Origin of the sequence: Mesorhizobium sp. M1169 (assembly GCF_040318345.1) — a bacterium.
In the GTDB taxonomy this organism is placed as follows: Bacteria; Pseudomonadota; Alphaproteobacteria; order Rhizobiales; family Rhizobiaceae; genus Mesorhizobium.
In genome coordinates this window covers 49,114-55,356 of sequence record NZ_JAMYME010000041.1, presented here as the reverse complement: position 1 = coordinate 55,356, position 6,243 = coordinate 49,114, and the positions used below count along the sequence as shown (strand labels likewise).

Annotated in this window: 5 protein-coding genes; 1 reads left to right on the top strand and 4 read right to left on the bottom strand. The window is 58.3% G+C overall.

Going from position 1 to position 6,243, the window contains the following annotated elements:
* The 4 genes from NKH41_RS27975 to NKH41_RS27960 all read right to left on the bottom strand — a co-directional run.
* Window positions 1-253: B12-binding domain-containing protein (locus NKH41_RS27975; RefSeq protein WP_352934985.1), on the bottom strand; the 253-nt coding region annotated here is incomplete at its 3' end.
* A 91-nt stretch (window positions 254-344) separates the two neighbouring features.
* Window positions 345-1,994: an ABC transporter substrate-binding protein gene (locus NKH41_RS27970; RefSeq protein WP_352934983.1), complete on the bottom strand. Its 1,650-nt coding sequence runs from the start codon at window positions 1,992-1,994 to the stop codon at window positions 345-347.
* A 57-nt stretch (window positions 1,995-2,051) separates the two neighbouring features.
* Window positions 2,052-3,593, bottom strand: a complete 1,542-nt coding sequence (locus NKH41_RS27965) for a trimethylamine methyltransferase family protein (RefSeq protein ID WP_352934980.1) — start codon at window positions 3,591-3,593, stop codon at window positions 2,052-2,054.
* 249 nt (window positions 3,594-3,842) lie between these two features.
* Entirely contained in the window at window positions 3,843-4,751 is a 909-nt protein-coding gene (locus NKH41_RS27960) for a LysR substrate-binding domain-containing protein (RefSeq protein ID WP_352934977.1), read from the bottom strand.
* A 130-nt stretch (window positions 4,752-4,881) separates the two neighbouring features.
* Between NKH41_RS27960 and NKH41_RS27955 the strand changes: the two genes are divergently transcribed.
* Complete coding sequence (locus tag NKH41_RS27955) at window positions 4,882-6,237, top strand: NAD(P)/FAD-dependent oxidoreductase (protein ID WP_352934974.1); 1,356 nt, start codon at window positions 4,882-4,884, stop codon at window positions 6,235-6,237.
* Window positions 6,238-6,243: the final 6 nt, after the last annotated feature.

The following is a 6,243-nucleotide window of genomic DNA, read 5'->3' as shown; positions in this document are numbered from 1 at the left end:
CGGCCTTCATCGCGTTGGCCGACAGCAGCACTTCGGGAACGAACAGGATGCCGTCGCGGAAATCCTCGCCGACGATACGCATGCCCTCGACCAGAGCCTCGGTCAACACCTTGTAAGGCGCCCAGCCGCGCTCGAGAAGGATATTGGTGCCTTCCTCGATCTCTTCCTTCAGCCCGTCATAAAGGTCGTCGTGCATCTGCTGCACGAGCTCGTCGTCGGAAAGCTCGGAAAGGATGATCTCGTCGTCGGCCATGGCGGGTCGCCTCGTGCATAATTCAAAGGAGGTCGGTACCCAGGCTCGATGGGGCACCGACCAGGCTCCCGGTTGGAGCCTTGGGAGTTGACTAGGCGGCCAGCCAGACTTTCTGCAAATCCATCTGGAAAGTCTGGTGAATTGCGTAGTTCTGAACCTTTTTGTTCATGTGACCAAAGAGGCTTTGCCAGAACGGCTGGATGATGACCCCGGAGTCCTGCAGCACTTCCTCGATGTCCCTCATGAGTTCCTTCCGCTTGGCGGCATCGCTCACCGAGAAGGCCTTCTTGAGTTTGGCGTCGAAGTCGGGGTTTGAGTAAGCAGTCTCATTCCAGGCCTCGCCAGTACGATAAGCTAACGCAAGGACCTGAACTCCGAGCGGTCGCATGTACCAAACGGTAAGTGAATAGGGATACTTCGCCCAGTCGTTCCAGAAAATCGAACCGGGAAGCACCGTGCGCTTGACCTTGAAGCCGGCCTCCCGCAGTTGGGCCGCAATCGCATCACCGGTGTTTTTCTGCCAGTCTTCGTCGATCGAAATCAGCTCATGCTCGAAGTCGGCATGTGCGGACTCAGCCACGAGCTTCTTCGCGCCCTCGACATCCCGGTTCTTCTTGGGCAGGGCATAATATTCCGGGTGGATTGGGCTGACGTGATGGTTTTCGCCGACCGTTCCCCTTCCTGCATAGCCGAGTTGAAGGATAGCGTTGTTATCGACCGCCATCTGCAGCGCATTACGGACCTTTTTGTCGTCATATGGTTTGTTGGTCGTGTTGGTGCGACACACCAGCGTCGTTGCGGTGGCGACCTCCGATTTGACCACGTCCATCTTGTCCAGAATGTCGATGAAGTCAGCCGGCGTCTCCAGATTGAGGTCGATCTCACCGGAGTCGAAAGCAGCCACCGTCGCCTGGAAGTCAGTTCCATAGTCGACGAATTGCACGCCATCGAGCAGAGCTTCACCGCCCCACCATTTGCCATTCTCGCGGCGTTTGACTTCAGCCTTGCTGCCGACCGAGTAAGATACCAGTTCGAATGCCCCCGTTCCAAGCGGCTTTGCGACGGGATCGGCGCCGCCAGCATCGAAACTGCGGTGGACGATCAATCCGGGATAGTCTGTAAAATTCGCGATAATGGCGATGTCCGGCTCGCTCAGCATCAGCTTGACCGTATGGTCATCTACCTTGACGATCGCGCCGTTTCTCGCCTTGCCGGTCTTGTCATCGATAAGCCCCCCGACGCGAGCCGCCATCGAGTTGCCGGAGACAGCCTTCTCGCACCAGCGGGTTACGTTGAAGATTACGTCATCGGCGTTGAAAGCGTCGCCGTTGGTCCAGGTGACGCCTTTCCGGACATGGAGGACATACTCCGTGGCGTCATCATTGATCTCCCAGCTTTCCAGCAGGACAGGTTCGAACGTAAACTCATGTGTGTAACGCACGAGCGGCTCAAGCCAGCAGCGAGAAATGTTGGCAAGTTCCACCCAGTCATAGGTACGTGGGTCTTTCTGTGCCTTGACGGGCATGGACACGCGCAGAGTTCCGCCCTTCTTCGGCTCAGCGGCGCGTGCGGGCTGGGGTAATGCTACGCCGATTAGGCTGTAGGCCATCGCAGCCGAGGCGCCGAATGTGCTTGCAAGGGCGAGGAACTCGCGCCGGTCCATTTGGCCTGCTTTGACGTCGCTCGCGATCTTTTCGATGGAAGCCGGAATGCGATCCCCATTGCTTTTGAAAAGTCCCATTTTCTTCTCGCTATTAGCGTTCCCGGTTTATTTCCCTCATCGGCTCGTGGGCGAGGCCTAGCCAATGCTTGGCGAGATTTCCTCCTGGCGTTGCGCTACGTACGCATCGAGTTCTTCGCGCACGGCGGGATCCATCGGGGGCTGCTCGTAGCTTTCGATGATCGACCTAGCCTTGTCACGGCAACGCTGCGCCATATCCTTGGAGCCCTTGACCTTCCACTGCTCGTAGTTGAGGTAATCGAGGATCTCCGGTGTGAAGAATGCGTCCTTGAAGCGCTTGAGCGTGAAGGAATCTCCGAGATAGTGACCGCCCGGGCCGATGCGCCGCACGGCCTCGAGAGCGTCGTCGAAATGGTCGAAGGAAATCCCCCGCGCGTATTTTTCGATCAAGAGGTTCTGTTCAGCATCCGCGACAAACTTCGCCATACAGCACACGAGACCGGCCTCATCCCAGCCGCCGGCATGCATCATAAGGTTCGAGCAGGCGCTGGCGCCGGACATGTAAGCCACCGCCGATTCATAGCCGGATTGAGCATCGAAGGTTTTGGCCGAGGATTGAGACGCGGTGGTTCGCCACGGCACACCGTACCGCCTCGCCAGTTGGCCGATGACCGCGTTGATGAGCGTGACTTCCGGCATGCCGGACATCGGAGCGCCGCTGCGCATCGACACCGAGACCGAATATTGACCGTAGATCATCTTGGCGCCGGGCGCGACAAGCTGAGTGTAGGCGAGTGCGGCGAGTGCCTCGGCGTTCACCTGAGCGAGTGTTGCGGGGATGTCGGCGGGAGTGTTTGCGGCGCCGAGCACAAAAGGAGACAGCAGAACGACCTGGTTCGCCTCGACGAAAGCGCGGAGCCCTTCCAGCATGGTCGAATCCCAGACCAGCGGCGAGTTTCCCGACACGTGACCAAGCATCACCGCGTTCTGATCCATAAATGCCTTGCCGTGGACGATCTGCCCCATGACGATCGAGTCCTCGGCACGCTGCTTCCCGGTCGTCAGACCGAAGAAGGGCATGTTCGTTTCCACAAGGCTCGAATGGTTGATGTGCAGATGGCGCCATGGAACAGCGATGTCGGTCGGCTCGCAGGTGAACCCGCCGGCGACATGGAACCCAGGCAGCATCTGGGTCAGCCGGTTCATGTTCCGCAGATCCTCGATCGTGGATGCCCGTCGCACGCCCTGAAGATCGCGGACGTTTGGCGCGCCTTGCATGGCGCTGAAGGTCATTGTGTCTGGCGCGATCTCGAAACGCTGTGACGGATCGCGAGATGTCATCTCAAACCGAGATGGGGCCTTGGAGATGAGATGCATCAGCATCTCGCCATCGAGGCGCACACGTTGGCCTTGGACATCGGCGCCGGCCTCCTTCCATTGCTGGATCGCCGTTTCATCCCTGAATTCAATTCCGATCTCGCGCAGGATGGCCAGCGAAGCCTGGTGAATGCGTTCAAGCTGCTCAGCAGTGACGGCCTCCACAGGTCGAATGCCGTACTTGATGGTCGAGACGCGAGGCCTCTTCTCTGTTTCCCGGGCAGCCATGACCGAGGCGCGCCCTCCGCGGCGCCGAAGTACGGGAGTATCAGTATCCATCATCGCGTCTTCCCAGAGGGGCACAAAGGTCCCGCCAACAGAGCTTTCTTCGGTCCGCGATACGGGACGCGGCCCCTGCGCATTGACGTTGATGATAGGGACCAGCAATTGTCCTGAGAATTCGCAAAAGGTTTCGCTGGTGTTAAACTCAGTTTATACCTGGGCGCAGCTCTCGTTACGTGGTAAGAAATAGCCCGAAACCGACCCAGCGGCGGTAGGTATGACAACCGAGGGAGCACCGCCGGTAGCCGTTTAAGACCGCAATTCCTCCGACTGAGCGAGGAACCAGTCCACCAGAACCTTGCACCTCTTGTTTTTGCTTGCATCCTCATTGGCCAAGAGGAAGAAGGCGCGGTCGGTCTTGATCTCAGTCGAGATGGGCCGAACCAGCAGACGGTTGTTGAGCAGGTGCTGGGCAGTCAAGGACCATCCCAACGAGATTCCTTCGCCTGCAAGAGCTGCTTGAAGCGTCAGCTGATAGTCATTGAAGACAATGTTCGGTTTGATCTCGCTGGCATCTCCGCCTGCAAGCTCGACCCATTCGGGCCAGCCCATTCGCTTGCGAAAGGCATCGGACGAATGAATGAGCTGGTGGTGAACCAGCTCATCGACGGTCTGTGGAGCGGGGTGCGTCAGAAGATATACGGGGGAGCAGACGGGGTAAATGATTTCGTCGCATACGAACCAGCTGTTGGTCCTATCAAAATCTCGTGGCCGCACCCATACGGTGACGTCTACTTCGTGATCGGGCTCGATATCCCGATCGGTGGCGACAACCTTGATCCTGACGTCCGGATGCTCTTCCTGGAAATGATAGAGCTGAGGCGCCAGCCAATGTGCCGCGAGAGATGTCGAAGCAGCAAAAGTGACGTACTTCGTTCCACGATCGGAGACGGTCTCAAGCCGCTGTTCCAGACGGCGGAAGCTGGTGCGCACCTCGTCGTAGAGCTGCCTGCCAGCCTCCGTCAGCTGCACTCCTCGATTATCTCGGGCAAAGAGTGCGGTCCCGCAATGCTTCTCGAACGTCTTGATCGAGTGCGAAACGCTTGGTTGCGTAACGTTGAGCTCGCTGGCTGCGCTTTTGAAACTTAGGGTTCGGGCAGCCGCTTCGAAGACAAAAAGCGAATGCGTCGAAGGCACCAGGTTACGAAGCTTTGACATGAAGCAGGTCTATATCAGACGCCATCTTTTCCGTCTACGAGACGCCCGCCAAGTGGTCTATTCGAAGAGGAACAACGCGGCCGCGGATCGTAGCAAGCCTTGGCGGCCGCCTTAACTCAGCGAGTTGGCAGTGGATTCGTTCAATCAAACAATGACGAAAAAGCGCAAAGTCGTTCAGCCGCCCCATCCCGAGCCGACTATGTCCGGCTGGTACGCTACGGCAGGACCGGAGCTGGCGCTGGTGCCGCAAGAAGGCGACGTTGCGTGTGACTGCCTAGTCATTGGCGGCGGCTGGATGGGGCTGCACGCGGCTCGTCGATACGCCGAACTAAACCCCCAGTCTTCGGTGCTCCTGGTGGACGCGGATCGCATTGGAAACAATGCATCCGGACGCTGCATGGGTTTCGTCATCGATCTTGCCCACAACCCTCGCAAGCGCGATTTCGTCGAAGACGTCGAGGGGAACAAGGAGGAGCTGTTCATTAACCTGGACGGGATTGCCTATATCCGCAGCGCCGTCGAACAGCATGGAGTAGATTGCGACTGGGACCCGCAGGGCAAGTATCACAGCGCGGCCAGCGCCCACGGAGTTGAAGATCTTCGGCGTTTTTCAGAGGCGTTGGACAAACTTGGGCAAAACTACAGCTGGGTCGAGAACGCCGAAATTCAGGCGATTACCGGCAGCAGGCATTACATCAAGGCTCTGCACCATCCAGGCACCATTCTTGTCCAGCCTGCGAAGTACCTCAAGAACGCTACAAGAAGCCTGCCCCCGAACGTCACCGTTCACGAAAACACCCCCATCGTGGCGGTGCGATTCGGCACGCCCAAACACGTCTGCGAGACGCCCACCGGAACAATCAGCGCCTCGAAAGTTATTATCTGCGCATCCGGCTATCTCACGAAGTTCGGCTTCTTCGAGAACCGGGCAATACCGCTCTACACATTTGCGAGCATGACGCGACAGCTAACGGAAAGCGAGCTTTCTCAGGTGGGCAATCAGAAAGCCTACGGGCTTATTCCGGCGGACAGCTTCGGCACAACGGTTCGTCGCACGATCGACAACCGACTTTTCCTTCGCAACGTCTATTCCTATGCGACTGACTTCAAGACCACCACGCAGGACGTGATGAGGGCTCGGCTGCAGCAGCAGATCGCGTTCGATCGGCGGTGGCCGGAACTCTCGTCGGTCGGCTTCGAGGCCAGTTGGGGCGGCCTTCTCACCCTCGCGCAAAATGGCGGCATGGTCTTTGGCGAATTGGACAACAACGTATTCGGCGCCGCCTTCTGTAATGGTACCGGCGTCGCGCGAGGAGCAGCCTTCGGCAAGGCCGTCGCCGATCTGGCGTCGGGGCGGTCATCGCCGGTGATCGACATCCTGAAGAGGCGCGCGAGTCCCAGCAAGCCTTATCCCAAGCCTGTCACAGCGATGGGCGTTCGCATTGTAACCGCGGTCCGTTTCAGACAGGCCGGCGCTGAAGTCTAGATACAA

Excerpts from the sequence above, each read along its gene's own strand:
- NKH41_RS27970 (WP_352934983.1), bottom strand. The coding sequence starts at position 1,994 with ATGGGACTTTTCAAAAGCAATGGGGATCGCATTCCGGCTTCCATCGAA.
- NKH41_RS27965 (WP_352934980.1), bottom strand. The coding sequence starts at position 3,593 with ATGATGGATACTGATACTCCCGTACTTCGGCGCCGCGGAGGGCGCGCC.
- NKH41_RS27960 (WP_352934977.1), bottom strand. The coding sequence starts at position 4,751 with ATGTCAAAGCTTCGTAACCTGGTGCCTTCGACGCATTCGCTTTTTGTC.